At 46.1% G+C, this 22,860-nt stretch carries 33 protein-coding genes; all 33 read left to right on the top strand.

Translation table 11 applies throughout. The annotated features are described in order from the left end of the window. The 33 genes from rpoC to rpoA all read left to right on the top strand — a co-directional run bounded on the left by rpoC (position 1) and on the right by rpoA (position 22,847). A complete protein-coding gene (rpoC, locus tag ICN41_RS08375; protein ID WP_216292469.1) occupies positions 1-4,263 on the top strand; it encodes a DNA-directed RNA polymerase subunit beta' in 4,263 nt (1,420 codons plus the stop codon). A 177-nt stretch (positions 4,264-4,440) separates the two neighbouring features. Next, positions 4,441-4,821 carry a 30S ribosomal protein S12 gene (gene rpsL / locus ICN41_RS08370; RefSeq protein ID WP_216292468.1) on the top strand — a complete coding sequence of 127 codons (381 nt, stop codon included), beginning with the start codon at positions 4,441-4,443 and terminating at the stop codon, positions 4,819-4,821. A gap of 161 nt (positions 4,822-4,982) precedes the next feature. Then, positions 4,983-5,453, top strand: a complete 471-nt coding sequence (gene rpsG, locus ICN41_RS08365) for a 30S ribosomal protein S7 (protein WP_015420229.1) — start codon at positions 4,983-4,985, stop codon at positions 5,451-5,453. A 27-nt stretch (positions 5,454-5,480) separates the two neighbouring features. Continuing rightward, positions 5,481-7,583 carry an elongation factor G gene (gene fusA, locus ICN41_RS08360; protein ID WP_216292467.1) on the top strand — a complete coding sequence of 701 codons (2,103 nt, stop codon included), beginning with the start codon at positions 5,481-5,483 and terminating at the stop codon, positions 7,581-7,583. A gap of 50 nt (positions 7,584-7,633) precedes the next feature. After that, complete coding sequence (tuf, locus tag ICN41_RS08355; RefSeq protein WP_087908789.1) at positions 7,634-8,824, top strand: elongation factor Tu; 1,191 nt, start codon at positions 7,634-7,636, stop codon at positions 8,822-8,824. Positions 8,825-8,939: 115 nt separating this feature from the next. Next, the gene (gene rpsJ, locus ICN41_RS08350; protein WP_216292466.1) at positions 8,940-9,251 is read left to right on the top strand and encodes a 30S ribosomal protein S10; all 312 of its coding nucleotides are present in this window, start codon (positions 8,940-8,942) and stop codon (positions 9,249-9,251) included. A gap of 197 nt (positions 9,252-9,448) precedes the next feature. After that, positions 9,449-10,105: a 50S ribosomal protein L3 gene (gene rplC, locus ICN41_RS08345; RefSeq protein ID WP_216292465.1), complete on the top strand. Its 657-nt coding sequence runs from the start codon at positions 9,449-9,451 to the stop codon at positions 10,103-10,105. Positions 10,106-10,116: 11 nt separating this feature from the next. Beyond that, positions 10,117-10,737, top strand: a complete 621-nt coding sequence (rplD, locus tag ICN41_RS08340) for a 50S ribosomal protein L4 (RefSeq protein WP_216292464.1) — start codon at positions 10,117-10,119, stop codon at positions 10,735-10,737. After that, positions 10,734-11,048 (top strand): 50S ribosomal protein L23, encoded by a 315-nt coding sequence (gene rplW / locus ICN41_RS08335; RefSeq protein ID WP_071464440.1) that lies wholly within the window; start codon positions 10,734-10,736, stop codon positions 11,046-11,048. The genes rplD and rplW overlap by 4 nt, the downstream gene beginning before the upstream one ends. A 2-nt stretch (positions 11,049-11,050) precedes the next feature. Beyond that, a complete protein-coding gene (gene rplB, locus ICN41_RS08330; protein WP_011901903.1) occupies positions 11,051-11,881 on the top strand; it encodes a 50S ribosomal protein L2 in 831 nt (276 codons plus the stop codon). 20 nt (positions 11,882-11,901) lie between these two features. Beyond that, entirely contained in the window at positions 11,902-12,180 is a 279-nt protein-coding gene (gene rpsS / locus ICN41_RS08325) for a 30S ribosomal protein S19 (RefSeq protein WP_046329379.1), read from the top strand. Positions 12,181-12,187: 7 nt separating this feature from the next. Beyond that, positions 12,188-12,520, top strand: coding sequence for a 50S ribosomal protein L22 (gene rplV / locus ICN41_RS08320; RefSeq protein WP_216292463.1), 333 nt, complete (start codon positions 12,188-12,190; stop codon positions 12,518-12,520). An 8-nt stretch (positions 12,521-12,528) separates the two neighbouring features. After that, a complete protein-coding gene (rpsC, locus tag ICN41_RS08315) occupies positions 12,529-13,356 on the top strand; it encodes a 30S ribosomal protein S3 (protein ID WP_216292462.1) in 828 nt (275 codons plus the stop codon). Between the two features lie 2 nt (positions 13,357-13,358). Then, complete coding sequence (gene rplP, locus ICN41_RS08310; protein WP_071464443.1) at positions 13,359-13,772, top strand: 50S ribosomal protein L16; 414 nt, start codon at positions 13,359-13,361, stop codon at positions 13,770-13,772. Positions 13,773-13,786: 14 nt separating this feature from the next. Further along, on the top strand, positions 13,787-13,981 hold the full coding sequence (gene rpmC / locus ICN41_RS08305) for a 50S ribosomal protein L29 (RefSeq protein WP_216175961.1): 195 nt from the start codon (positions 13,787-13,789) through the stop codon (positions 13,979-13,981). Between the two features lie 12 nt (positions 13,982-13,993). After that, complete coding sequence (gene rpsQ / locus ICN41_RS08300; RefSeq protein ID WP_011901909.1) at positions 13,994-14,263, top strand: 30S ribosomal protein S17; 270 nt, start codon at positions 13,994-13,996, stop codon at positions 14,261-14,263. 184 nt (positions 14,264-14,447) lie between these two features. Continuing rightward, entirely contained in the window at positions 14,448-14,816 is a 369-nt protein-coding gene (gene rplN / locus ICN41_RS08295; RefSeq protein WP_011901910.1) for a 50S ribosomal protein L14, read from the top strand. 9 nt (positions 14,817-14,825) lie between these two features. Next, positions 14,826-15,134 carry a 50S ribosomal protein L24 gene (gene rplX / locus ICN41_RS08290; protein ID WP_011901911.1) on the top strand — a complete coding sequence of 103 codons (309 nt, stop codon included), beginning with the start codon at positions 14,826-14,828 and terminating at the stop codon, positions 15,132-15,134. 16 nt (positions 15,135-15,150) lie between these two features. Further along, complete coding sequence (gene rplE / locus ICN41_RS08285) at positions 15,151-15,693, top strand: 50S ribosomal protein L5 (RefSeq protein WP_046329383.1); 543 nt, start codon at positions 15,151-15,153, stop codon at positions 15,691-15,693. A gap of 9 nt (positions 15,694-15,702) precedes the next feature. Further along, a complete protein-coding gene (gene rpsN, locus ICN41_RS08280) occupies positions 15,703-16,008 on the top strand; it encodes a 30S ribosomal protein S14 (RefSeq protein ID WP_011901913.1) in 306 nt (101 codons plus the stop codon). A 24-nt stretch (positions 16,009-16,032) separates the two neighbouring features. Further along, complete coding sequence (rpsH, locus tag ICN41_RS08275) at positions 16,033-16,428, top strand: 30S ribosomal protein S8 (RefSeq protein ID WP_011901914.1); 396 nt, start codon at positions 16,033-16,035, stop codon at positions 16,426-16,428. Positions 16,429-16,438: 10 nt separating this feature from the next. Next, positions 16,439-16,972, top strand: coding sequence for a 50S ribosomal protein L6 (gene rplF, locus ICN41_RS08270; RefSeq protein ID WP_216292461.1), 534 nt, complete (start codon positions 16,439-16,441; stop codon positions 16,970-16,972). A gap of 13 nt (positions 16,973-16,985) precedes the next feature. Then, positions 16,986-17,339, top strand: a complete 354-nt coding sequence (gene rplR / locus ICN41_RS08265) for a 50S ribosomal protein L18 (RefSeq protein WP_046329386.1) — start codon at positions 16,986-16,988, stop codon at positions 17,337-17,339. Between the two features lie 18 nt (positions 17,340-17,357). Further along, positions 17,358-17,876, top strand: coding sequence for a 30S ribosomal protein S5 (rpsE, locus tag ICN41_RS08260; RefSeq protein WP_068947703.1), 519 nt, complete (start codon positions 17,358-17,360; stop codon positions 17,874-17,876). 24 nt (positions 17,877-17,900) lie between these two features. Further along, positions 17,901-18,089: a 50S ribosomal protein L30 gene (gene rpmD / locus ICN41_RS08255; protein ID WP_015420249.1), complete on the top strand. Its 189-nt coding sequence runs from the start codon at positions 17,901-17,903 to the stop codon at positions 18,087-18,089. 27 nt (positions 18,090-18,116) lie between these two features. Next, positions 18,117-18,557 (top strand): 50S ribosomal protein L15, encoded by a 441-nt coding sequence (gene rplO / locus ICN41_RS08250; protein ID WP_216292460.1) that lies wholly within the window; start codon positions 18,117-18,119, stop codon positions 18,555-18,557. 18 nt (positions 18,558-18,575) lie between these two features. Continuing rightward, on the top strand, positions 18,576-19,913 hold the full coding sequence (secY, locus tag ICN41_RS08245; RefSeq protein WP_216292459.1) for a preprotein translocase subunit SecY: 1,338 nt from the start codon (positions 18,576-18,578) through the stop codon (positions 19,911-19,913). Positions 19,914-19,917: 4 nt separating this feature from the next. Next, complete coding sequence (gene infA, locus ICN41_RS08240; RefSeq protein ID WP_068320132.1) at positions 19,918-20,136, top strand: translation initiation factor IF-1; 219 nt, start codon at positions 19,918-19,920, stop codon at positions 20,134-20,136. 34 nt (positions 20,137-20,170) lie between these two features. Beyond that, entirely contained in the window at positions 20,171-20,287 is a 117-nt protein-coding gene (rpmJ, locus tag ICN41_RS08235) for a 50S ribosomal protein L36 (protein WP_012357167.1), read from the top strand. 24 nt (positions 20,288-20,311) lie between these two features. Next, positions 20,312-20,677 carry a 30S ribosomal protein S13 gene (gene rpsM, locus ICN41_RS08230; RefSeq protein ID WP_096673340.1) on the top strand — a complete coding sequence of 122 codons (366 nt, stop codon included), beginning with the start codon at positions 20,312-20,314 and terminating at the stop codon, positions 20,675-20,677. Positions 20,678-20,695: 18 nt separating this feature from the next. Next, a complete protein-coding gene (gene rpsK / locus ICN41_RS08225; protein WP_011901923.1) occupies positions 20,696-21,103 on the top strand; it encodes a 30S ribosomal protein S11 in 408 nt (135 codons plus the stop codon). Positions 21,104-21,219: 116 nt separating this feature from the next. After that, complete coding sequence (gene rpsD, locus ICN41_RS08220; RefSeq protein ID WP_011901924.1) at positions 21,220-21,843, top strand: 30S ribosomal protein S4; 624 nt, start codon at positions 21,220-21,222, stop codon at positions 21,841-21,843. A 23-nt stretch (positions 21,844-21,866) separates the two neighbouring features. After that, entirely contained in the window at positions 21,867-22,847 is a 981-nt protein-coding gene (rpoA, locus tag ICN41_RS08215) for a DNA-directed RNA polymerase subunit alpha (RefSeq protein WP_071464451.1), read from the top strand. Positions 22,848-22,860 lie beyond the last annotated feature (13 nt).

The following is a 22,860-nucleotide window of genomic DNA, read 5'->3' as shown; positions in this document are numbered from 1 at the left end:
ATGAAAGCATTGCTCGATTTATTTAAGCAAACGCAGGGCGAAGAGCAGTTTGATGTCATCAAAATTGGTCTCGCATCTCCTGAGAAAATTCGCTCATGGTCTTTTGGTGAAGTACGTAAACCAGAAACCATCAACTACCGGACTTTTAAGCCCGAGCGTGATGGTCTGTTCTGTGCCAAGATTTTTGGACCAACCAAAGACTACGAGTGCTTATGCGGCAAGTACAAGCGCTTAAAGTTCCGTGGCGTAATTTGCGAAAAGTGCGGCGTTGAAGTCACTCTCGCTAAGGTACGTCGTGAGCGCATGGGCCACATTGAGTTGGCAGCCCCTGTAGCGCACATTTGGTTCTTGAAGTCCCTGCCATCCCGTTTGGGTATGGTTCTCGATATGACATTGCGTGATATCGAGCGCGTTCTTTACTTTGAAGCATATGTAGTTGTTGATCCTGGTATGACTCCTGAAGGCGCAATGAAGCGTGGTCAGATCATGTCTGAAGACGAGTACATTGCCAAAACTGAAGAGTATGGTGACGGTGCGTTTACCGCCATCATGGGCGCCGAGGGTATTCGTGATCTCTTGCGTTCGATTGATATCGATCGTGAAGTAGAGACCATTCGCGCTGAATTAAAAGCCACTGGTAGCGATGCCAAGATCAAGAAATACGCTAAGCGCTTAAAAGTGCTGGAGGCGTTCCAGACTTCAGGTATTAAGCCTGACTGGATGATCATGGAAGTATTGCCAGTATTGCCACCTGAATTGCGCCCACTGGTGCCATTGGATGGCGGTCGCTTTGCTACCTCCGATTTGAACGACCTCTATCGTCGCGTCATCAACCGTAACAACCGTTTGAAGCGTTTGTTAGAGTTGCGCGCACCAGAGATCATCGTTCGTAACGAAAAACGCATGTTGCAAGAAGCGGTTGACTCATTGCTCGACAACGGTCGTCGCGGCAAGGCTATGACTGGCGCTAACAAGCGTCCTCTCAAGTCCTTGGCTGAGATGATTAAAGGTAAGAGCGGTCGTTTCCGTCAAAACTTGTTGGGTAAACGCGTTGACTACTCTGGTCGTTCAGTCATCGTAGTTGGTCCTACATTGAAATTGCATCAGTGCGGCTTACCAAAATTGATGGCCTTGGAATTGTTCAAGCCATTTATTTTCAACAAGCTTGAAACTTTGGGAATTGCAACCACGATTAAGGCTGCGAAGAAAGAAGTTGAAAGCCAGACTCCAATCGTTTGGGACATTCTCGAAGAAGTCATTCGTGAACATCCAATCATGTTGAACCGTGCGCCTACATTGCACCGCCTTGGTATTCAGGCTTTCGAGCCAATGCTGATTGAAGGTAAAGCAATCCAATTGCACCCTTTAGTCTGCGCGGCATTTAACGCCGACTTTGACGGTGACCAAATGGCGGTTCACGTTCCTTTGTCGCTCGAAGCGCAAATGGAAGCACGTACCTTGATGTTGGCTTCGAACAACGTATTGTTCCCAGCTAACGGCGAGCCATCCATCGTTCCTTCACAGGACGTGGTGTTGGGTCTGTACTACGCTACACGTGACAAGATCAACGGCAAAGGCGAAGGCATGGTTTTCGCCAACATTACTGAAGTAGTACGTGCATACGAAGCAGGTCAAGTTGAATTGGCTTCTCGTGTTGCTGTGCGTATTACTGAGTATGAGATCGTGGACAAGAAGGCAGAAGGCGATGCGCGTTTTGCTGAGAAGACCAAGATCTATCAAACATCAGTTGGCCGTGCAATCTTGTCTGAGATTTTGCCTAAAGGCATGTCTTTCGAGGAAATTAACAAGCCTTTGAAGAAAAAAGAAATCTCACGTTTGATTAACACCTCATTCCGCAAGTGCGGTTTGCGTGAAACAGTGATTTTTGCTGACCGTCTCTTGCAGTCTGGTTTCCGCTTGGCGACCAATGCTGGTATTTCAGTTGCGATCGACGATATGTTGATCCCAACTTCTAAAGAGCGCATCATCACCGAAGCTTCTGCCAAGGTTAAAGAGTATGACAAGCAGTTCATGTCAGGCCTCGTAACCAATCAAGAACGTTATAACAACGTGGTTGATATTTGGGGTGCTGCTGGTGACCAAGTTGGTAAGGCGATGATGGATGAGTTGTCACACGTTGACGTACTCGACCGCAACGGTAAGACTGTGCGTCAAGAATCCTTTAACTCCATCTACATGATGGCGGACTCTGGCGCGCGTGGATCTGCAGCGCAGATTCGTCAGTTGGCTGGTATGCGTGGTTTGATGGCTAAGCCTGATGGCTCCATCATTGAAACCCCAATTACTGCGAACTTCCGTGAAGGTTTGAACGTGTTGCAGTACTTCATTTCAACCCACGGTGCTCGTAAGGGTCTGGCTGATACCGCGTTGAAGACAGCGAACTCTGGTTACTTGACACGTCGTTTATGTGACGTTACTCAAGACCTCGTGGTTATTGAAGAAGATTGCGGCGCAACTTCTGGCGTAACAATGAAAGCGCTTGTTGAAGGCGGCGAAATTATCGAAGCATTGCGTGATCGTATTTTGGGTCGTGTATGCATCGGTGACATCGTTCACCCTGACACACAAGAAGTCATCGTTCCTAACGACACCTTGCTCGACGAAGATCATGTTGATCAAATCGTGGCATTGGGTATCGACGAAGTTAAAGTTCGCACAGTATTGTCTTGCTTAACTCGCTTCGGCTTGTGCGCTAAGTGCTACGGACGTGATCTAGGTCGCGGTGGTTTGGTGAACGTTGGTGAAGCGGTAGGTGTTATCGCTGCTCAGTCCATCGGTGAGCCAGGCACACAGTTGACTATGCGTACCTTCCACATTGGTGGTGCAGCGTCACGTGCTTTGGTTGCAAGCAATATTGAAGCCAAATCTAACGGTGCTTTGAAGTTCTCCGGCACGATGCGTGTTGTGAAGAACGCGAAGGGTGAGCAGATCGTGATTTCACGTTCTGGCGAAGCCTTGATCGTTGATGAGAATGGTCGTGAGCGTGAGCGTCATAAAGTTCCTTACGGCGCAACCCTCTTGTTAAAAGAAGATGCAGCAGTTAAGGCTGGCGCAAGCTTAGCAACATGGGATCCATTAACACGTCCGATTATTTCTGAGTACGCTGGTGTCGCTCGCTTCGATAACGTCGAAGAAGGCGTGACTGTTGCTAAGCAGGTTGACGAAGTTACCGGTCTTTCCACTTTGGTGGTAATTGATGGTAAGCGTCGCTCTGCAGCTAGCAAAGGCGTTCGCCCGATGATCAACTTGGTTGATGAAAAGGGTAATGAAGTGATGATCGCCGGTACTGATCACCCAGTAAACATTGGTCTCCAGGTAGGTGCTTTGATTACTGTTAAGGATGGTCAGAAGGTCGAAGTTGGTGAAGTATTGGCACGTATTCCAATCGAATCACAGAAGACTCGCGATATTACTGGTGGTTTGCCGCGCGTTGCAGAACTGTTCGAAGCACGCTCTCCAAAAGATGCAGCAGTATTGGCGAAAGTTACTGGAACAGTTTCCTTCGGTAAAGAAACCAAAGGTAAACAACGTTTGGTCATTACCGATATGGATGGCGAAGCTAATGAATTCTTGATTCCTAAAGAGAAGCAAGTTCTCGTTCATGATGGTCAAGTTGTGAACAAGGGCGAGATGATTGTGGAAGGCCCTGCTGATCCTCATGACATCTTGACACTCAAAGGCATCGAAGAGTTGGCTATCTACATCGTTGACGAAGTTCAAGACGTTTATCGTCTCCAGGGTGTGAAGATTAATGACAAGCACATTGAAGTGATCGTGCGTCAGATGTTGCGTCGTGTTCAGGTAACTGATCCAGGCGATACATCCTTCATCACTGGTGAGCAAGTTGAGCGTTCTAAGTTGTATGACGCTAACGATGCAGTGATCGCCCAAGGTAAGCACCCAGCTCAGTTCGATAACGTGTTGCTAGGTATTACTAAGGCATCCTTGTCGACCGACAGCTTCATTTCAGCGGCTTCTTTCCAAGAAACCACCCGTGTATTGACCGAAGCCGCCATTATGGGCAAGACCGATACACTCCGTGGCCTCAAGGAAAACGTCATTATTGGTCGTCTGATCCCTGCTGGTACTGGCTTGTCTTATCGCCGTGCACGCAAGGTCAGAGAGCAATTCGAGCGTGATCGCGCTCAAATGATTGCCGCCGAAGAGGAAGCAATGGCCAATATGCCTGTAGAAATCGAGGCTGAAGTCGTTGCTCCTACTGGGGAGGCTGATCCAAGCTAATTTGGCAATTCTGGCCAGAAATGGCCAGTTTTTTCCCCATTTGGTTGACGGAAAAGGCTGGCCAAGCTAGAATGCAGAGTTCTACTGATTCAGAAGAGGGTCTTTTTGACCTGGAAATTCTCTAAGTCATTGATTTTCTTGAAGAAAGCAACAAAGAAGTACTAACCGAGCTATTTTATGCCAACAATTAATCAATTAATACGCAAGCCAAGAGCAAAGCTTACCGTTAAAAGCAAGAGCCCTGCGATGCAAAACAGCCCGCAGCGCCGCGGTGTATGTACACGTGTGTACACAACCACTCCTAAAAAGCCTAACTCTGCGCTTCGTAAAGTAGCCAAAGTTCGCTTAACCAATGGTTTTGAAGTCATTTCATACATTGGTGGTGAAGGCCATAACCTCCAGGAGCACTCAGTTGTGTTGATTCGTGGTGGTCGTGTAAAGGATTTGCCAGGTGTTCGTTACCACATCGTTCGTGGCTCACTTGACTTGCAAGGTGTTAAAGACCGTAAGCAATCACGTTCCAAGTACGGTGCGAAGCGCGCTAAGAAAGCTGCTTAATTTTTAAGAATTAAGCGGTAGCAGTTTTTGTATTAAGTCATTGTTTGTCAGACTCAAAAGACAAGTAAGTGGTTGTTCCGTCTAAGAATCTTCTTAGATAGTAGGACAACTGGAGTGGGTGATCCGTGTGGGCCACCCCTAACTGAACTGAAGGAGTAGTTATGCCACGTCGTCGTGAAGTTCCCAAACGGGAAATTTTGCCGGATCCAAAATTCGGCAATGTAGAAGTAGCTAAATTCATGAACGTCCTGATGTTGGACGGCAAGAAATCGGTTGCAGAGCGTATCGTTTACGGTGCCTTTGATCACATCGAGAAAAAAGCAAACAAAGAACCACTCGAAGTTTTCTCAACAGCTATGGGCAACGTTAAGCCAATGGTTGAGGTGAAGAGCCGTCGTGTTGGTGGCGCTAACTACCAGGTTCCTGTTGAAGTTCGCCCATCACGCCGTTCAGCTTTGGCAATGCGCTGGGTGCGCGAAGCCGCTAAAAAGCGCGGTGAAAAATCTATGGCTCAACGTTTGGCCAACGAATTATTAGAAGCCGCTGAAGGTCGTGGCGGCGCAATGAAGAAGCGTGAAGAAGTTCACCGTATGGCAGAAGCTAACAAAGCTTTCTCACATTTCCGCTTCTAATCAAATAGTAAAGAAAAGGCACCAACAGTGGCACGTAAAACCCCTATCGACAAATACCGCAATATCGGTATTTCTGCGCACATTGACGCAGGTAAGACAACAACAACAGAACGCGTTTTGTTCTACACCGGTGTTAATCACAAAATTGGTGAAGTACATGATGGCGCAGCAACCATGGACTGGATGGAGCAAGAGCAAGAGCGTGGTATCACGATTACTTCTGCTGCTACTACTACGTTCTGGAAGGGTATGGCTGGTAATTTCCCAGAGCACCGCATCAACATTATTGATACTCCAGGACACGTAGACTTCACTATTGAAGTTGAGCGTTCTATGCGCGTTTTGGATGGCGCTTGCATGGTTTACTGTGCGGTAGGTGGTGTACAGCCACAATCTGAAACTGTTTGGCGTCAAGCTAACAAGTATCAAGTTCCACGTTTAGCATTCGTTAACAAGATGGACCGTACTGGCGCAAACTTCTTCAAGGTCTATGACCAAATGAAGACTCGCCTTAAAGCAAATCCAATCTTGATTCAAATTCCAATCGGTGCTGAAGAAAACTTCAAAGGCGTTGTGGATTTGGTAAAAATGAAAGCGATTTACTGGGATGAGGCTTCACAAGGTACTAAATTTACCTACGAAGACATTCCTGCTGAATTGCAAGCATCTGCAGAAGAGTGGCGCGAGAAGATGCTCGAAGCTGCTGCAGAGAGTTCTGAAGAGCTGATGGAAAAATATCTCGGCGGCGAAGGCTTGACTGAAGATGAAATTAAAGCTGCATTGCGTCAGCGCACTATCGCCAATGAAATCGTTCCAATGTTGTGCGGAACTGCATTTAAAAACAAAGGCGTTCAGGCGATGTTGGATGCTGTAGTTGAATTATTGCCATCACCTTTAGATGTTCCACCAGTTCCTTGTGAATTGGAAGACGGTACACCTGCAACTCGTGAAGCATCTGACAATGCTAAGTTTTCTGCATTGGCATTTAAGATCATGACGGACCCGTTTGTTGGCCAGCTCATCTTCTTCCGTGTTTACTCAGGCGTAATGAAGTCTGGCGACACTATCTACAACCCAATTAAGGGCAAGAAAGAGCGTGTTGGCCGTTTGTTACAGATGCATGCAAATCAACGTGAAGAAATTAAAGAAGTTTATGCGGGTGATATCGCTGCTGCAGTTGGTCTGAAGGACGCTACTACCGGTGAAACCTTATGTGATCCAGATAGCATCGTGATTTTGGAGCGCATGGTATTCCCAGAGCCAGTGATTTCTCAAGCAGTTGAGCCAAAGACAAAAGCTGACCAAGAAAAAATGGGCCTTGCTTTGAATCGCTTGGCACAAGAAGATCCTTCTTTCCGCGTGAAGACTGATGAAGAATCAGGTCAAACGATTATTTCCGGTATGGGCGAGCTCCATTTGGAAATTTTGGTTGACCGTATGAAGCGTGAATTCAGCGTTGAAGCTACTGTTGGTAAGCCACAAGTTGCTTATCGCGAAACCATTCGTAAGGTTTGCGAAGAGATCGAAGGTAAATTCGTTAAGCAGTCTGGCGGTCGTGGTCAGTATGGCCACGTTGTACTCAAGCTTGAACCACAAGCTCCAGGCAAAGGTTTTGAATTCGTTGACGCTATTAAGGGTGGTGTAGTTCCTCGTGAATACATTCCTGCAGTAGAAAAAGGAATAATTGAAACCTTGAATTCCGGTATTTTGGCTGGCTATCCAGTTGTAGATATCAAAGCAACATTGTTCTTCGGTTCATACCATGATGTTGACTCTAACGAAAACGCATTTAAGATGGCGGGCTCGATGGCGTTCAAAGACGGTATGCGCAAAGCGTCTCCAGTATTGCTTGAGCCGATGATGGCTGTTGAAGTTGAAACTCCAGAAGATTTCATGGGTAACGTAATGGGCGACCTCTCATCACGTCGCGGTATTTTGCAAGGTATGGATGACATTCCAGGCGGCGGCAAGATCGTTCGTGCTGAAGTGCCATTGGCAGAGATGTTTGGTTACTCAACTGGCTTGCGCTCGTTGACCCAAGGTCGCGCTACCTACACCATGGAATTTAAGCATTATTCCGAAGCACCTAAGAACGTTGCTGAAGCAGTTATGGCTGCTAAAGCGAAGTAATTTATCCACATTAATTTTGAATATTGACTAGCTAAAGAAAGCAGACAAAAATGGCAAAAGAAAAGTTCGAGCGGACAAAACCGCACGTAAACGTAGGCACCATCGGTCACGTTGACCACGGTAAAACCACACTAACAGCTGCAATTGCAACCGTGCTCTCAAAAGCATTCGGTGGCGAAGCAAAAGCATACGATCAGATCGATGCTGCTCCTGAAGAAAAAGCACGTGGTATTACGATTAATACTGCGCACGTTGAGTATGAGACTGCAAATCGTCACTACGCTCACGTGGATTGCCCAGGACATGCTGACTACGTTAAGAACATGATTACTGGTGCTGCTCAGATGGACGGCGCAATCTTAGTTTGCTCTGCTGCTGACGGCCCAATGCCACAAACGCGTGAGCACATCCTCTTGGCACGCCAAGTTGGTGTTCCTTACATCGTGGTGTTCCTCAACAAGTGCGACATGGTTGATGACGCTGAATTGCTCGAGTTAGTTGAAATGGAAGTTCGTGAACTTCTATCTAAGTATGACTTCCCAGGCGATGACACACCAATCATTCAAGGTTCTGCTAAGTTAGCTCTTGAAGGCGACGAAGGCCCATTGGGTAAAGAAGCCATCATGAAATTGGCTGAAGCATTAGACACCTACATCCCAACTCCAGAGCGTGCGATTGACGGTGCGTTCTTGATGCCAGTAGAAGACGTGTTCTCTATCTCTGGTCGCGGTACTGTAGTGACAGGTCGTATCGAGCGCGGTATCGTTAAGGTTGGCGAAGAGATTGAAATTATCGGTATCAAGCCAACACTCAAGACAACTTGTACTGGTGTTGAAATGTTCCGCAAATTGCTCGACCAAGGTCAAGCAGGCGATAACGTTGGTATCTTATTGCGCGGTACAAAACGTGAAGAAGTTGAGCGTGGCCAAGTATTGGCTAAGCCAGGTTCTATCACTCCACATACTCACTTTACAGCCGAGGTTTACATCTTGGGTAAAGATGAAGGTGGTCGTCATACTCCGTTCTTTAACAACTATCGTCCACAGTTTTACTTCCGTACTACGGACGTAACTGGTTCAATCGAGTTGCCAAAAGACAAAGAGATGGTAATGCCTGGCGATAACGTCACCATTACTGTCAAACTCATCGCGCCAATCGCGATGGAAGAAGGTTTACGTTTTGCGATCCGTGAAGGTGGCCGTACTGTTGGCGCCGGCGTGGTTGCAAAGATTTTGGCTTAAGTAGTAGAAGTAAAAATATTTAGCGGTTTGCTAACCGGTGACATCAGTGCTGCTGATGTCACCGTGCTCTTTAGATGTATAACGTGGCAGCACCACACCGCTCTTTGGAATTAATATGCAAAACCAAAAAATTCGTATTCGCCTTAAAGCATTTGATTACCGTTTAATCGACCAGTCTGCTGCTGAAATCGTAGATACAGCCAAGCGCACTGGTGCAGTTGTTAGAGGTCCAGTACCTTTGCCAACTCGTATTGAGCGTTTTGATATCCTGCGTTCACCACACGTGAACAAGACATCGCGCGATCAATTAGAGATCCGTACCCATCTCCGTTTGATGGATATTGTTGATCCTACAGAGAAAACTGTTGATGCCTTGATGAAATTAGACCTTCCAGCAGGTGTAGACGTCGAAATTAAGTTGCAGTAATTTGTTGTTTCCGGTCTTTTTGCTTGTCAAGACTGGTATTTCGGGATAGAATCTAAGGCTTCGCTCAATTATTTGGGTGAATTCTATGGGTTTATCAGCATTAAAAACGTTGTAAGTTATTGATTTAGAAGTACTTTTACTTGTAAATCACTTAAATTAATTTTGCCGACCAATCGAAGTCGGCGTGGAGCATGAATATGAGCTTAGGCTTAATCGGCCGCAAGGTCGGCATGACCCGTCTATTTACGGACGAAGGGGATTCAATCCCTGTAACCGTAATTGACGTGAGCGATAACAGAATCGCTCAAATCAAGACCCAGGCAACTGATGGCTATGATGCTATCCAGTTAGCACATGGCACACGTAGAGCTACTCGCGTTACCAAAGCAATGGCCGGTCACTTCGCCAAAGCAGGTGTAATGGCTGGTAATGGTCTCAACGAATTCAGAATAGACGCAGCAAAAATCGCAGAAATGACACCAGGACAAGTTATTCCTGCTGAAACTGCTTTTACAGCTGGTCAAAAGGTGGACGTTCAAGGCGTATCGATTGGTAAAGGTTACGCCGGTACCATTAAGCGGTATCACTTCGCTTCTGGTCGCGCATCCCACGGTAACTCACGATCACATAACGTACCAGGCTCTATCGGTATGGCGCAAGATCCAGGTCGTGTTTTCCCTGGTAAGCGCATGACTGGTCACTTGGGTGACGTTACCAAAACAGTTCAAAATTTAGTCATCGCACGCATTGATGCAGAACGTAATCTCATCATGGTTAAAGGCGCTATTCCAGGTGCCCCAGGCGGTAAAGTTATTGTTACTCCAGCGGTGAAGACACCGTTGAAGAAGAAATAAGGAGAGCGAATATGGAACTTAAGCTTCTCCAAGACAACGGTACTTTAGGTGCAGGCGTACAAGCTTCACCAGAAGTATTCGAGCGCGAATATAACGAAGCATTGGTACACCAAGTTGTGGTGGCTTACCAAGCAAATGCACGCAGCGGTAACCGTGCACAAAAAGACCGTGAGCAAGTTAATCACACAACCAAGAAACCTTGGCGTCAAAAAGGTACTGGTCGTGCACGTGCTGGTATGAGCTCTTCCCCGCTGTGGCGTGGAGGTGGTCGTATATTCCCGAATTCTCCAGAAGAGAATTTCAGCCAAAAAGTAAACAAGAAAATGTACCGCGCTGGTATGAGATCAATTTTGTCTCAGTTGGCACGCGAAGGTCGTTTGAATGTAGTTGATCAATTTTCTCTTGACGCTCCAAAGACTAAAGTTTTGGCTGACAAAGTTAAAGCGATGGGCTTGGATTCAGTCTTGATCATTGTTGATCAGGTTAGCGAGAATTTGTATTTGGCGTCACGTAACTTGCATAAGGTTGCTGTATGTGAGCCACAGCACGCTGATCCATTGGCTTTGGTTCAATACAAAAAGGTATTGGTAAGCAAAGCTGCGATCGCAAAAATTGAGGAGTTGCTGAAATGAGCCAAGTCCGTAAAAACGATCACAACCTGATGAAGGTTCTGCTTGGGCCGGTTATCTCTGAAAAAGCCACTATGGTTGCAGAGAAAAACGAACAAGTAGTTTTCCAAGTTGCTCGCGATGCTAACAAGCTCGATGTAAAACAAGCAGTTGAATTGCTCTTCAAAGTGCAAGTTGACTCTGTTCAAATCGTGAATCAAAAAGGTAAGCCTAAGCGCTATGGCCGTTTTGAGGGTCGTCGTGACCATACTAAGAAGGCCTATGTGAATTTGAAGCCAGGTCAAGAAATTAACTTTGAAGCGGAGGCGAATTAATCATGCCTTTGATGAAAACAAAACCGACCTCACCAGGTCGTCGCTCAATGGTCAAGGTGGTCAATCCTGACCTCCATAAAGGCAAGCCTTTTGCACCATTGCTCGAGCCACAATTTCAAAAAGCAGGCCGTAACAACAACGGTCACATCACTACCCGTCATAAAGGTGGTGGTCATAAGCATCACTATCGTGTTGTTGACTTTAAACGCAACGATAAAGATGGTATTCCAGCAAAAGTAGAACGCTTGGAATACGATCCAAACCGCAGTGCAAATATTGCATTGATTGTGTTTGCTGATGGTGAGCGTCGCTATATTCCTGCTGCTAAAGGTATGACTGTTGGCCAATCTCTGATGAGCGGTTCAGAAGCGCCGATCAAGTCTGGTAACAACTTACCAATTCGCAACATTCCAGTTGGTAGCACAATTCACTGCGTAGAAATCATGCCAGGCAAAGGTGCGCAAGTTGCACGTTCTGCTGGTGGTTCAGCAGTATTGTTGGCTCGTGAAGGCGTATACGCTCAAGTGCGTTTGCGCTCAGGTGAAGTTCGCCGTGTTCTGATTGAGTGCCGTGCCACTATTGGTGAAGTTGGTAATGAAGAGCACAGCTTGCGTGTGATTGGTAAAGCAGGTGCAAATCGCTGGCGTGGTATTCGCCCAACCGTTCGCGGTGTGGCAATGAACCCAGTAGATCACCCACATGGTGGTGGTGAAGGTAAAACTGGCGAAGGCCGTGTACCAGTATCTCCATGGGGTACTCCAACCAAAGGTTATCGTACACGTCGTAACAAGCGTACAACATCGATGATCGTTCAACGCCGTCAAAAGCGCTAAGCGATTAAGGAAAAATAGATATGACACGTTCAGCTAAAAAAGGCCCATTTTGCGAAGCCAGCTTGGTAAACAAGGTTGAAGTCGCACAAGCCAACAAAGACAAGAAGCCGATTAAAACTTGGTCACGCCGTTCAACAATTCTTCCAGACTTTATTGGTCTGACAATTGCTGTTCATAACGGTCGTCAGCACGTTCCGGTTTATGTATCAGAAAACATGGTGGGTCATAAGTTAGGCGAATTTGCCTTGACCCGTACTTTCAAAGGTCACGCTGCTGACAAGAAAGTAACGAAGAAGTAAGGGGATGATGATGGAAGTTAAAGCTATTCACAAGGGTGCCCGCATTTCTGCACAAAAGACACGTTTGGTCGCTGATCAAATTCGTGGCTTGCCGATTGCTCGCGCACTAAATATTTTGCAATTCAGCCCTAAGAAAGCTGCTTTTATTGTGAAGAAAGTAGTTGAATCAGCGATTGCAAATGCTGAACACAATAAAGGTGCTGACATTGATGAGCTTAAGGTATCAGCGGTAATCGTTGATAAAGGTACTTCCTTGAAGCGCTTCACTGCACGCGCTAAGGGTCGTGGCAATCAAATCGAAAAACAAACTTGTCACATTAGCGTGACCTTGAGTAACTAAGGAAAGATATGGGCCAAAAGATTAACCCCACCGGATTCCGACTCGCGGTAACGAAGAATTGGACATCACGTTGGTATGCAAACAATACTGACTTCGCAAAGATGCTGAAAGAGGACGTTGATGTCCGTAGCTATTTGAAGAAGAAGTTAAAGAATGCATCTGTAAGTAAAGTTGTGATCGAGCGTCCTGCTAAGAATGCACGTATTACTATTTACAGCTCACGTCCAGGCGTTGTAATTGGTAAAAAAGGCGAAGACATTGAAGTTCTCCGTCGTGAATTACAAAAGCGTATGGGTGTTCCAGTTCACGTAAACATCGAAGAAATTCGTAAGCCAGAAGTTGATGCGCAATTAATCGCTGACTCTATTACTCAACAGTTAGAGAAGCGCATTATGTTCCGTCGCGCTATGAAGCGTGCAATGCAAAGCGCAATGCGTCTTGGCGCACAAGGCATCAAAATTATGTCTTCAGGTCGTTTGAATGGTGCAGAGATTGCTCGTCGCGAGTGGTACCGTGAAGGTCGTGTTCCACTTCATACATTGAAGGCTGACATTGATTACGCTACATCTGAAGCAGAAACAACATACGGCATCATCGGTGTAAAAGTTTGGGTTTACAAAGGCGATACATTAGGCCGTGGTGCAGAAGCTCAAGTGGCTGCTCCAAGTGCTGAACCAGCTGCCGAAGAAAAGAAAACTCGTCGTGCTCCAAGCAAAACAGCTGCTCGTAAACCAGCCGCTGCTACCGACAAGCCATTAGTTGCTGCTAAGCCAGCAGTAAAGCGTGTGCGCAAGGTTGAAGCACCTGCCGCAGATACGCAGAAGTCAGGAGAGTAAGCATGCTACAACCAAAGCGTCGCAAGTATCGTAAGGAACAAAAGGGCCGTAACACTGGCGTGGCAACACGCGGTAGTTCTGTTGCCTTTGGTGACTTTGGATTGAAGGCCGTTGGCCGCGGTCGTTTAACTGCTCGTCAAATCGAGTCAGCACGTCGCGCAATGACCCGTCACATTAAACGTGGTGGCCGTATTTGGATTCGTATTTTCCCAGATAAGCCAATTTCACAAAAACCTGCTGAAGTACGTATGGGTAACGGTAAAGGTAATCCAGAGTACTACGTAGCTGAAATTCAACCAGGCAAAGTACTTTACGAGATGGATGGTGTGGATGAGACTTTGGCGCGCGAAGCTTTCAAGCTTGCTGCCGCTAAGTTGCCTTTGCAGACTACATTCGTGATTCGCCACTTAGGTTGATCGGGATAGAGATTATGAAAAATAAAGAATTAGCAGCTAAAGATCTGACTGGCTTAAATGCAGAATTGACAGAGCTCTTAAAGACAAACTTTAAGCTCCGTATGCAAAAGGGCACTCAGCAACTCACAAATACCAGCCAATTGGGTAAAACTAAGCGCGACATCGCTCGTGTGAAGACTTTTATTGCCCAAAAGACTGCACAGAAATAAGGAAAAAGGGATATGACAGAATTATCTAAACCCTTGCGCCGCACCCTCGTGGGCCGTGTTGTTAGCGACAAAATGCAAAAAACTGTGACGGTCTTAGTTGAGCGTCAAGTGAAGCATCCTGTGATTGGTAAGTATGTTGGCCAGTCCAAAAAGTACCACGCTCATGACGAAGCTGGCACATACAAGATGGGCGATACCGTTGAAATTGCTGAATCTAAGCCAATTTCACGTACTAAATCTTGGGTTGTGACCCGTTTAGTAGAGGCTTCAAAGGGTATTTAAGGCATTTTTAGGGGATTTTGGCGAAGTTTCTTCCCAAATCCCTGTTTTACGTAGTAGAATAGAAGGCTTCTCTGGTTTTATTGGAGAAGCAGTGTTTTTCATTAATTCCGGGTTTTAGCTTTCGTTAAAACCCATAGACGGAACCAAGACTGTTTGCCTTTGGCCAATAAGTTGGGGATTAGAAATGATACAAACCGAAAGTAGATTACAGGTCGCCGATAACACAGGCGCCAGTGAAGTTTTGTGCATCAAGGTATTGGGCGGCTCTAAGCGTCGTTACGCCAGTATCGGTGATGTCATCAAAGTCAGCGTTAAGTCAGCTGCTCCACGTGGCCGTGTAAAAAAAGGTGATATTTATAATGCTGTTGTTGTAAGAACAGCTAAGGGTGTTCGCCGTCCAGACGGTTCATTGATTAAGTTCGATGCAAACGCTGCGGTATTGCTCAACGCTAAGTTAGAGCCAATTGGCACACGTATCTTCGGACCAGTTACACGCGAATTGCGTACTGAGAAGTTCATGAAGATCGTTTCTCTCGCCCCCGAAGTGATTTAAGAGGCTGATATGAAAAAAATTCGTAAAGGTGATTCCGTAGTTCTGTTGACTGGCCGCGATAAGGGCAAGCAAGGAACAGTTACGGCCGTTCTCGAGAACAAGTTAGTGATCGAAGGCGTAAATATTTATAAAAAGAGCGTTAAGCCAAACCCAGCTGCTGGTGTAACCGGCGGCATGATTGACAAGACGATGCCTGTTCACATTTCTAATGTGGCTGTGGTTGACGGTAACGGCAAACCATCACGTGTTGGTATCAAACTCGTTGACGGTAAAAAACAGCGTTTCCTCAAAACCACTGGCGCAACATTAAGCGCATAAGGGGCACGGAGAAATTATGAGCACACGTTTTCAAGAACACTATCAAGCTAAAGTTGTTGCAGATTTGATCGCCAAGTTTGGTTACAAATCTGTAATGGAAGTTCCACGTATCACCAAGGTAACCCTGAACATGGGCTTGGGTGATGCAGTGAACGACAAGAAGATTATCGAAAATGCAGTTGGTGATTTAACTAAAGTTGCCGGTCAAAAGCCAGTGGTAACTAAAGCTAAAAAAGCGATTGCTGGTTTCAAGATTCGTCAAGGTTACCCAATTGGTGCCATGGTGACATTGCGTGGTGCACGCATGTACGAATTCTTGGACCGTTTCGTTACTGTTGCATTGCCACGCGTACGCGACTTCCGCGGCATTTCTGGTAAGGCATTTGACGGCCGTGGTAATTACAACATCGGCGTTAAAGAACAGATCATTTTCCCTGAAATCGAATACGACAAGATTGATGCCCTCCGTGGTCTCAATATCAGTATTACGACGACTGCTAAAACCGACGAAGAAGCAAAAGCTTTGTTGGCAGCATTCAAATTCCCTTTCCGCAATTAAGAGGCTAACGTGGCAAAACTATCCCTGATTGAGCGCGAGAATAAGCGCGCAAAAACTGTAGAGAAGTACGCTGTTAAGCGTGCCGAACTCAAAGCGATCATTGCTGATCAATCACGCAGCGATGAAGAGCGCTATGAAGCTCGCTTGAAGCTACAGGCACTTCCACGTAACGCAAGCCCGATTCGTCAAAGAAATCGTTGTTCATTAACCGGTCGCCCACGTGGCACATTCCGTAAATTCGGTTTGGCTCGTAGCAAGATTCGTGAAATCGCCTTCCGTGGCGAAATCCCCGGTTTAACCAAGGCCAGCTGGTAAGCGGCGAAAGAATTAGGAGAACTCATGAGTATCAGCGATCCAATCGCCGACATGTTGACAAGGATCCGCAATGCGCAAGCAGTGCAGAAACCCGTAGTCTTGATGCCGTCGTCAAAAGTTAAAGTAGCCATCGCAAAAGTTTTGCAAGACGAAGGCTATATCGAAAGTTTCGAAATCAAAGGTGAAGCAGCTAAGCCAGTGCTCCACATTGATCTCAAATACTATGCAGGCCGTCCTGTTATTGAGCGTATCGACCGTGTTTCAACACCAAGTCTACGTATCTATAAAGGTCGTCATGACATCCCAGAAGTAATGAATGGCTTGGGCATTGCAATTATTTCAACCCCTCAAGGCGTAATGACAGACCGTAAAGCACGTGCAACAGGCGTGGGCGGCGAAGTTATTTGCTACGTAGCCTAAGGAGAGAAAGATGTCCCGCGTAGGTAAATCACCAATTCCAGTTCCTAAGGGAGCTGAGATCAGCATCAACGGTGCAAACATTACTGTTAAAGGTCCATTAGGTACTTTGACACACAACTTGCACCCTTCTGTTGGTTTGAAACAAGAAGATGGCGTATTGACAGTTGTTGTAAACAACGACTCACCAGAGGCTGGTGCTCAGTCAGGTACAGCCCGTGCTTTGGTTAACAACATGGTTGTTGGCGTAACTGCTGGCTTTGAGCGCAAGCTCAGCTTGGTAGGCGTTGGTTACCGTGCTGCTGCTCAAGGTGACACATTGAAATTGCAGTTAGGTTTCTCACATGACATTATTTACAACCTGCCAAAAGGTGTAAAAGCTGAGACTCCAACACAGACTGAAATCATTATTAAAGGCTCCAACAAGCAACAAGTTGGCCAGGTCGCAGCTGAAGTTCGCGCATACCGTTCACCAGAGCCATATAAAGGCAAGGGCGTTCGCTACGTTGACGAAGTTGTGCATCTGAAAGAAACCAAGAAGAAGTAAGCGAGATTAGAAAATGAATAAAGACGAATCCAGACAAAGACGTGCTCGGCAGACTCGTATTCGCATTGCCGAAGCATTGGCAAATCGCTTAACAGTTATCCGTAGCAATACACATATTTCTGCTCAGGTTTATAGCCCATGCGGAACCAAGGTTGTAGCAGCTGCTTCAACAATGGAGAAAGATTTGCGCCAAGCGATCAAAAACGGCGGCAACGCTGAAGCGGCAAAACAAATCGGCAAGTTAGTTGCTGAGCGTGCTGTTAAGGCAGGCATTGTTGATGTTGCTTTTGATCGTTCCGGTCATCGTTACCACGGCCGTATTAAGGCCTTAGCTGAAGCTGCGCGTGAAGCCGGCCTGAAGTTCTAAAAGGGTTTAGGAAAAAACATGGCAAAAATGCAAACTAAGATGCAAAACGAAGAGCGTGATGATGGTCTTCGCGAGAAGATGATCGCGGTTAATCGCGTAACTAAAGTGGTTAAGGGTGGTCGTATTCTCGGCTTCGCCGCACTCACTGTAGTTGGCGATGGCGATGGTCGTATCGGTATGGGTAAAGGTAAATCCAAAGAAGTTCCAGTTGCTGTTCAAAAAGCAATGGATGAGGCCCGTCGCAAGATGATTAAAGTTTCCTTGCGTAAGGGTACTTTGCAACACACGGTTACTGGCCAACATGGCGCATCACGCGTTCTGATTTCTCCAGCTAAAGACGGTACTGGAATTATTGCTGGCGGCCCAATGCGCGCAATTTTCGACGTAATGGGTGTAACTAACGTAGTTGCTAAATCACTCGGTTCTACAAACCCTTATAACTTGGTTCGTGCAACGATTGATGGTTTGAGCAAGATGAGTACTCCTGCTGAGATTGCTGCCAAGCGCGGTAAGTCAGTTGAAGAGATTCTCGGCTAAGACCAAAAGATTAGGAATCTATAAATGACAACATCTAACTCTAAAGTCAAACTGCAATTAGTACGCAGCTTGATCGGCACACGCGAAAGCCATCGTGCAACTGTACGTGGCTTAGGCCTTGGTCGTATCAATTCAGTTTCTGAATTGGAAGATACACCAGCTGTTCGCGGCATGATTAATAAAGTTTCTTATCTAGTTAAAGTCATTGGCTAATAACTAGCAAGTAAATAGGCGAAGAATATGCAACTTAATACACTCAAACCCGCAGAGGGCTCCAAGAAAAACCGTCGTCGCGTAGGTCGCGGCATTGGTTCCGGTCTTGGTAAAACTGCTGGCCGTGGTCACAAAGGTCAAAAATCCCGTTCCGGTGGTTTCCACAAGGTTGGATTCGAGGGCGGTCAAATGCCTATGTACCGTCGTTTGCCAAAACGTGGTTTCGTGTCTATGACACGTCGTCACGTTGGTCAAATTACTTTGAACGATTTAGCAAAAATCAACTTGCCAGAAGTAGATCTCTTGGTATTGAAGGCCCATGGCTTTGCTGGCGAGCAAATTAATGCAGTCAAAGTGATCAAAACTGGTGAACTCAAGATTGCTGTGACCCTCAAAGGCATTACAGCGACTGCCGGTGCAAAAGCAGCTATTGAAGCAGCTGGTGGCAAATTAGTTGAGTTGGCTTAATAAGTCTAACTAGTCAATATGGCATTAGCACCTACCACTAACGGAAGCACTGCAGCAGCAGGAGGCAAGTTTGGCGAATTACGCCAACGCTTGATTTTCCTGGTGTTGGCTTTGATCGTGTTCCGTTTGGGTGCGCATATCCCTGTTCCTGGTATCGACCCTGATCAATTAGCACAGTTATTTGCTGGGCAAAAAGACGGTATCTTGGGAATGTTTAACTTGTTCTCTGGCGGTGCACTTTCACGCTTTACCGTTTTTGCCTTGGGAATCATGCCTTATATTTCTGCATCGATCATCATGCAGTTGATGACGATTGTGGTTCCTTCTTTAGAGTCTTTGAAGAAAGAAGGCCAGGCCGGGCAACGCAAGATTACTCAGTACACCCGTTACGGCACAGTATTTTTGGCAACTTTCCAAGCATTGGGTATTTCCGTTGCACTGCAAGCTCAGCCAGGTTTGGTGATTAACCCAGGCTTAATGTTCGAGTTGAGCTCTGTAGTAACTTTAGTTACTGGGACAATGTTCTTGATGTGGTTAGGTGAGCAAATTACTGAGCGTGGTTTGGGTAATGGCATCTCTATCATTATTTTCGGCGGCATTGTTTCTGGATTACCAAGCGCATTAGCAAGCTTGTTGGAGTTGGTGCGTACTGGCTCAATGAATATTATTTCTGCAATGCTCATCGTAGTCATTTGCGTGGCAGTAACTTATTTTGTGGTGTTTGTAGAGCGCGGCCAACGTCGTATCTTGGTGAACTACGCAAAACGTCAGGTTGGTAACAAGGTATATGGCGGCCAGTCTTCTTACTTCCCATTGAAGTTAAACATGGCAGGCGTAATTCCTCCAATCTTTGCTTCTTCAATTATTTTGTTCCCTGCAACGATTGCTGGCTGGTTTACTTCAGGTGAGCCGACCAATATGTTCAGCAAATTTATTAAAGACTTGGCTGCCACTTTAGCCCCAGGTCAGCCTGTGTACACCATTTTGTATGCTGCAGCGATCATTTTCTTCTGTTTCTTCTATACCGCATTGGTATTTAATAGCCGTGAGACTGCAGATAACTTAAAGAAGAGCGGCGCTTTTGTTCCTGGTATTCGTCCTGGAGATCAAACAGCACGTTACATCGATAAGATCTTGGTGCGTTTGACCTTGGCAGGTTCTATTTATATGGTTTTGGTTTGCTTGTTACCAGAATTTTTAGTCTTGAAGTACAACGTGCCGTTTTATTTCGGCGGTACTTCATTGTTGATTATTGTTGTTGTTGCAATGGATTTCATGGCTCAAGTTCAGTCATTTGTCATGCAGCAGCAATACGGCTCTTTGATGAAAAAAGCTAACTTTAAGATGGGCGCTTAACTGAATGTCTAAAGACGATGTAATTCAGATGGCGGGAGAAGTTGTAGAGAATTTGCCGAACGCGATGTTTCGCGTGAAGCTGGAAAACGGACATGTAGTTCTTGGCCATATTTCTGGAAAGATGCGGATGCATTACATCCGAATCTTGCCGGGAGACAAGGTAACGGTGGAGATGACTCCTTACGACCTGACAAGAGCCAGAATTATTTTCCGCGCGAAGTAAAGATTAAGTAGTACCTATTTTTAAGAGGTGAGTTATGAAAGTTTTAGCATCCGTTAAGTGTATTTGCAGAAATTGCAAGATCATTAAGCGCAAACGTGTTGTGCGTGTGATCTGTTCTTCAGATGCACGTCATAAGCAGCGTCAAGGCTGATCTGGTTAATTAAGAGGAAATCTCATGGCACGTATCGCTGGGGTAAATATCCCAAATCATCAACACACTGTCATCGGTTTGACAGCGATTTTTGGCATTGGCACAACTCGTGCTAACAAAATTTGCAAAACCACAGGTGTTGCTATCGACAAAAAAGTAAAAGATCTTACTGACGCTGACTTGGAAAAGTTGCGTGATGAAGTAGGTAAGTTCATCACCGAAGGTGACCTTCGTCGTGAAGTAACTATGAGCATCAAGCGTTTGATGGACTTAGGTTGCTACCGTGGCGTACGTCATCGTAAGGGCTTGCCTGTACGTGGTCAACGTACCAAGACTAACGCGCGCACCCGCAAGGGCCCACGTAAGTCTGGTGTGCAACTCAAGAAATAATCAAGAAAGTTTATTGACATGGCAAAACAACAATCCGCTTCTGCCGCTTCACAGCGCGCACGTAAGAAGGTTAAGAAGAACGTTGCTGACGGTATTGCACACGTTCACGCTTCTTTTAACAACACCATTATTACGATCACTGATCGTCAAGGAAATGCGCTTTCATGGGCAACTTCTGGCGGCCAGGGTTTCAAAGGTTCACGCAAATCAACACCTTTTGCTGCTCAGGTAGCTGCAGAAGTTGCTGGTAAAGCTGCCGTTGAATGCGGTATCAAGAACTTGGAAGTTCAGATCAAAGGCCCAGGCCCAGGTCGTGAGTCCGCTGTACGTGCATTGAATTCATTGGGCATCAAGATCACTGAGATTCAAGACGTTACTCCAGTTCCACACAATGGTTGCCGTCCTCCTAAGCGTCGTCGTATCTAAGCTAGGAAGTAGGTATTACAAGTTTTAGTAGTTTTTTATTAAAGCCCACTGTTCACCTGATTTAAAGGGTGAACTCACCGCCGGTCGTAAGACTGCGGCAAAGAAAGGAAAGCATCGTGGCACGTTACTTAGGGCCTAAGGCCAAATTAGCACGTCGGGAAGGTACCGACTTATTTTTAAAGAGCGCACGTCGCGCCCTGTCAGACAAGTGCAAGTTAGATACTAAGCCTGGTCAACATGGTCGTACATCTGGCTCAAGAACATCTGATTACGGTAATCAATTGCGTGAAAAGCAAAAGGTTAAGCGTATCTATGGCGTTTTAGAGCGTCAATTCCGTCGTTACTTCGCAGAAGCTGAGCGTCGTAAGGGCAATACCGGTGAAACATTGCTCCAGTTGCTTGAGTCACGTCTCGACAACGTGGTTTATCGCATGGGCTTTGGTTCAACACGCGCTGAAGCACGTCAGCTGGTTTCTCATTGCGCAATTTTGCTCAATGGTAGCCCAGTTAATATTCCATCTATTCAGGTTAAGCCTGGTGACGTTGTTGCGATTCGTGAAAAAGCGAAAAAGCAAGCCCGTATTACCGAATCACTTAACTTGGTTGGGCAAATGGCAGCTGTTACTTGGGTTTCAGTTGACGCAGCTAAGCTTGAAGGAACATTTAAGCAAGTGCCTGACCGCGAAGATATTAGCGGTGAAATTAATGAAAGTTTGATCGTCGAATTGTATTCACGCTAATTAGGCACTCTCAAGGAAAAAATATGCAAACAAATTTGCTCAAGCCAAAGATTATTTCTGTTGAAGCGCTTACCGCCAACCAAGCTAAGGTTGTTATGGAGCCGTTCGAGCGTGGCTATGGCCACACACTCGGAAACGCATTACGTCGTGTACTTTTGTCCTCGATGGTTGGTTATGCGCCAACTGAAGTAGCAATTGCAGGTGTAGTTCATGAGTACTCCACATTGGATGGAGTTCAAGAGGACGTAGTTAACCTCTTGTTGAATCTCAAAGGTATCGTATTTAAGTTGCAGTCACGTGATGAAGTCACTATCAATTTGCGTAAAGAAGGCCCTGGTGTTGTTACAGCAAAAGATATCGATTTGCCACATGATGTAGAAATCATTAACCCTGATCACGTGATCGCTCACTTGTCTGCTGGTGGCAAGTTAGATATGCAGATCAAGGTTGAAAAAGGACGTGGCTATGTTCCAGGTAACGTTCGTCAATACAACGACGAAACGACCAAGATCATTGGCCGCATCGTATTGGATGCCTCATTCAGTCCAGTAAGCCGTGTTAGCTATGCAGTTGAGTCTGCTCGTGTTGAGCAACGTACCGACTTAGATCGTTTGGTAATGACGATTGAAACGAATGGTGTGTTGTCTCCTGAAGAGGCGATTCGTCAAGCAGCTAGCATCTTGGTTGACCAGTTAGTAGTATTCGCAGCCCTCGAAAGCAGCGAAGTTTCTGGCGATCTTGCACCAAGCCGCTCTTCAATGGTTGATCCAATGTTGATGCGTCCGGTTGATGATCTCGAGCTCACAGTTCGCTCTGCAAACTGCTTGAAGGCTGAGAACATTTACTACATTGGTGACTTGATTCAACGTACAGAGAATGAATTGTTGAAGACGCCTAATTTGGGTCGTAAGTCTTTGAATGAAATCAAAGATGTATTGGCTGCTCGTGGCTTGAGTCTTGGCATGAAACTCGAAAGCTGGCCTCCAGCTAACCTCGAGAAATAATTAGAAAGGAAGC

It is taken from the genome of Polynucleobacter sp. 15G-AUS-farblos (genome assembly GCF_018882445.1).
In the GTDB taxonomy this organism is placed as follows: domain Bacteria; phylum Pseudomonadota; class Gammaproteobacteria; order Burkholderiales; family Burkholderiaceae; genus Polynucleobacter.
This window is presented reverse-complemented; position numbering and strand designations above follow the sequence as displayed.

Bases quoted from the DNA above. Each gene is read 5' to 3' on its own strand.
- rpoC (WP_216292469.1), top strand. From the start codon at position 1: ATGAAAGCATTGCTCGATTTATTTAAGCAAACGCAGGGCGAAGAGCAG.
- rpsL (WP_216292468.1), top strand. From the start codon at position 4,441: ATGCCAACAATTAATCAATTAATACGCAAGCCAAGAGCAAAGCTTACC.
- rpsG (WP_015420229.1), top strand. From the start codon at position 4,983: ATGCCACGTCGTCGTGAAGTTCCCAAACGGGAAATTTTGCCGGATCCA.
- tuf (WP_087908789.1), top strand. From the start codon at position 7,634: ATGGCAAAAGAAAAGTTCGAGCGGACAAAACCGCACGTAAACGTAGGC.
- rpsJ (WP_216292466.1), top strand. From the start codon at position 8,940: ATGCAAAACCAAAAAATTCGTATTCGCCTTAAAGCATTTGATTACCGT.
- rplC (WP_216292465.1), top strand. From the start codon at position 9,449: ATGAGCTTAGGCTTAATCGGCCGCAAGGTCGGCATGACCCGTCTATTT.
- rplD (WP_216292464.1), top strand. From the start codon at position 10,117: ATGGAACTTAAGCTTCTCCAAGACAACGGTACTTTAGGTGCAGGCGTA.
- rplW (WP_071464440.1), top strand. From the start codon at position 10,734: ATGAGCCAAGTCCGTAAAAACGATCACAACCTGATGAAGGTTCTGCTT.
- rplB (WP_011901903.1), top strand. From the start codon at position 11,051: ATGCCTTTGATGAAAACAAAACCGACCTCACCAGGTCGTCGCTCAATG.
- rpsS (WP_046329379.1), top strand. From the start codon at position 11,902: ATGACACGTTCAGCTAAAAAAGGCCCATTTTGCGAAGCCAGCTTGGTA.
- rplV (WP_216292463.1), top strand. From the start codon at position 12,188: ATGATGGAAGTTAAAGCTATTCACAAGGGTGCCCGCATTTCTGCACAA.
- rpsC (WP_216292462.1), top strand. From the start codon at position 12,529: ATGGGCCAAAAGATTAACCCCACCGGATTCCGACTCGCGGTAACGAAG.
- rplP (WP_071464443.1), top strand. From the start codon at position 13,359: ATGCTACAACCAAAGCGTCGCAAGTATCGTAAGGAACAAAAGGGCCGT.
- rpmC (WP_216175961.1), top strand. From the start codon at position 13,787: ATGAAAAATAAAGAATTAGCAGCTAAAGATCTGACTGGCTTAAATGCA.
- rpsQ (WP_011901909.1), top strand. From the start codon at position 13,994: ATGACAGAATTATCTAAACCCTTGCGCCGCACCCTCGTGGGCCGTGTT.
- rplN (WP_011901910.1), top strand. From the start codon at position 14,448: ATGATACAAACCGAAAGTAGATTACAGGTCGCCGATAACACAGGCGCC.
- rplX (WP_011901911.1), top strand. From the start codon at position 14,826: ATGAAAAAAATTCGTAAAGGTGATTCCGTAGTTCTGTTGACTGGCCGC.
- rplE (WP_046329383.1), top strand. From the start codon at position 15,151: ATGAGCACACGTTTTCAAGAACACTATCAAGCTAAAGTTGTTGCAGAT.
- rpsH (WP_011901914.1), top strand. From the start codon at position 16,033: ATGAGTATCAGCGATCCAATCGCCGACATGTTGACAAGGATCCGCAAT.
- rplF (WP_216292461.1), top strand. From the start codon at position 16,439: ATGTCCCGCGTAGGTAAATCACCAATTCCAGTTCCTAAGGGAGCTGAG.
- rplR (WP_046329386.1), top strand. From the start codon at position 16,986: ATGAATAAAGACGAATCCAGACAAAGACGTGCTCGGCAGACTCGTATT.
- rpsE (WP_068947703.1), top strand. From the start codon at position 17,358: ATGGCAAAAATGCAAACTAAGATGCAAAACGAAGAGCGTGATGATGGT.
- rpmD (WP_015420249.1), top strand. From the start codon at position 17,901: ATGACAACATCTAACTCTAAAGTCAAACTGCAATTAGTACGCAGCTTG.
- rplO (WP_216292460.1), top strand. From the start codon at position 18,117: ATGCAACTTAATACACTCAAACCCGCAGAGGGCTCCAAGAAAAACCGT.
- secY (WP_216292459.1), top strand. From the start codon at position 18,576: ATGGCATTAGCACCTACCACTAACGGAAGCACTGCAGCAGCAGGAGGC.
- infA (WP_068320132.1), top strand. From the start codon at position 19,918: ATGTCTAAAGACGATGTAATTCAGATGGCGGGAGAAGTTGTAGAGAAT.
- rpmJ (WP_012357167.1), top strand. From the start codon at position 20,171: ATGAAAGTTTTAGCATCCGTTAAGTGTATTTGCAGAAATTGCAAGATC.
- rpsM (WP_096673340.1), top strand. From the start codon at position 20,312: ATGGCACGTATCGCTGGGGTAAATATCCCAAATCATCAACACACTGTC.
- rpsK (WP_011901923.1), top strand. From the start codon at position 20,696: ATGGCAAAACAACAATCCGCTTCTGCCGCTTCACAGCGCGCACGTAAG.
- rpoA (WP_071464451.1), top strand. From the start codon at position 21,867: ATGCAAACAAATTTGCTCAAGCCAAAGATTATTTCTGTTGAAGCGCTT.